Raw genomic sequence first — 2,562 nt, forward strand, 5'->3', positions numbered from 1 at the left:
GCTCCCAGATTTTTTGATGTGATCAGAAATCCGCCTTAGTGTTCATGACCTATTTATAAAAGGGTTATTTTCTCTGATGAAAAAATAAGATATTAGATTAAATTAAAATTGTCTCTGGTTGGTTCCTCTTGTTGAAGATTGTGCTAAAATGACAATAACTCTGATTAAATAAATAATCCTAAAAATCAATAAGCTGTTTAGCATTGAGATTGGGATACCTAAATTGGTCAAAGGTCAAAGGTTCAAAGGGAACGGTGAACAGGGAACAGGGAACGGGAAATAACCAATTTAAATGGGCATCAGCTTAATTTAAAATAAATCAGGGTTTGACAACAGACATAACTATAAGACACCACAGGGCAAATCCATCTACATCCTAGAAACCTTACTCAGAAGCAATGCAGCGTGGTTTTGGCGTAAACTGCCATGAGCGACTGCATCAAGAGGTGCTTTTCGTTAGCGAATTAAATTCGCCAACGAAAAGCACACCTAACAAATATTACAACATTAATAAGCCAAATATTTATCCTAAGAATATAATCTCCAGTAGCAATTTCAAAATAAGCTTGTTTACCCTGACTCCCCCAGTTACTGATTACTGATTACTGATTAATTCAGGACTTAGATAATAGGGTTATTCAAATTCATCAATATTCAGTTTTATCAATCACTTCTGGATGAATTATCAATTAGTGTTCAGGAATTAAGAATGACTGAGAAGTGATCACTGAAGACAACTAGTTTTTACTACTATTAAGTTTAAGTGTATAGAATAACTTATGATTTTCATTATTGATGCAATTAAGCAAGTTTTACTTTGGTTTATCGAGAACTTTATAAAAGATGTTTACGAACGGATTAAACGTTGGGTCAAGAACCCTAAACGTAAATTATCTCCTATAATTATCGTAGTTGTATTAATAGTGACTGTGTTGGGGGGGTGGTACTTCTATCAAGTTCCAGATGTCAAATGGACAATGATTAGCTTCTTGGGAGAAGAAACAGACGAAATTATTCTTTCTCAAGCTCCAAGAAGGCTCAAGGATAAGATTTATAACATGACAAAGGGTCGGTTTATTATTGACATAGATACACAAGCACAAACAAATATAGATACAGATTCAATCCTTGAAAAAGTTAGTGATGGAGCTCTAGACTGCGCCTATAATGGTATCTACTACAATAAAGAAAAATATAGACCTCTTTTTTTTGGTTCAGCTATTCCATTCGGACTAAATACTCAACAGCAAAATGCTTGGCTATCTTACAAAAAATACCAAAATGATGAGTTAACTTTTATGCAGAGTATTTATCAAAGGTCAGACTTAAATTTAAACGTGATTCCCTTTCCAGTCGCAGCAACGGGTGGGCAAATGGGAGGATGGTTCAACAAGGAGATAAACTCAATCGATGATTTTAACGGATTGGTAATGCGTATTCCTGGACTGGGGGCGGAGGTCTTAACGGCATTTGGTGTAAAAACGGATAAACACAGACGAGGTAAAGCACGTCGACCCAAGGAAATTAGTGGAGCACTAATAGAAGGGAAGATTGATGCTGCTGAGTGGAACGGTCCTCATGATGACGTAGCATTAGGCTTAAACAAACATACTAAATATTATTATTATCCAGGTTGGTGGGAACCTGGTACGATTTTTGATATACAAGTAAACTTGGATGCCTGGAATAAACTGCGACCTCACTATCAAGCAATATTTAAGGCTGCTTGCCATGAAACTCTTCTTGAAATTTTGGCTGAGTACGATCAGGAAAATGGTAAACAACTAAAAGAAATACAACGATCTAATTTTTTTCCTGAGGTTAAGCAGTTTAGTCCGGAAATCATGAGAACGGCTAAAGCAAAAACTGATGCAATCTTGAATTCATATGCCAAAGATAATCCTCTTTTCAAAGAGGTTTATGACGAATGGCGAACATTTAAAAACACAATTCAACCTTGGCATAATAAAGTAAATGACTATGTAGACTAATGGGAGGCTGAGTGAACCCATGAAGCGATCGCCGCTTATGCGATTGACCTATGGTCACGCTACGCGATGAAGCGTTCGCAAAGCGTGGCCATAGGCCTCAGCTTCCGCGCTTATGCGATTGACCTATGGTCACGCTACGCGAACGCATTCACATCCCATCCCATCAAGCCGATATTACTTCAAAATCAGAAATCGTCTCAATCCACACCCGTGCTCCACACTTGAGGGGATCATCTGGACGATACATCACCCGACACGGGCCATTGACCTCTACCGTATGACCGTAAACATTTTTAGAGCCTCGCTTCACCGTAATCACAGGATTACGCTCCCCGGTCTTGAGATTTTGGCGAATCACTTTCTGATTAACGTGGATCACAGCCTTAGTGTAATTTGTACGCTTTGACCAGTTCCGTTTTGGTCCGCGAGTGCCAGGAGTCACCACCGGCATACCATCAAACAACGGAATCACCCAAGTTCTACCCACCTTATAAGCCCCTTTAACTCTGCCTTTGCCCAGAAGGTAACGGACGCGAGTGGCAGAAACACCAAGTAATTCAGCGGCTTGTGC

General features: G+C 39.1%; 2 protein-coding genes. One reads left to right on the top strand and one right to left on the bottom strand.

The genetic code is table 11. The features are described 5' to 3' along the window. The first annotated feature begins 779 nt into the window (after nucleotides 1-779). Nucleotides 780-1,991, top strand: coding sequence for a TRAP transporter substrate-binding protein (locus tag AC4II3_RS32400; RefSeq protein WP_488017320.1), 1,212 nt, complete (start codon nucleotides 780-782; stop codon nucleotides 1,989-1,991). Nucleotides 1,992-2,154: 163 nt separating this feature from the next. Here AC4II3_RS32400 and AC4II3_RS32405 read toward each other — a convergent pair. Then, on the bottom strand, nucleotides 2,155-2,562 hold a 408-nt coding region (locus AC4II3_RS32405), incomplete at its 5' end, for a helix-turn-helix domain-containing protein (RefSeq protein WP_490723035.1).

The sequence above is a fragment of the Moorena sp. genome, assembly GCF_982860115.1.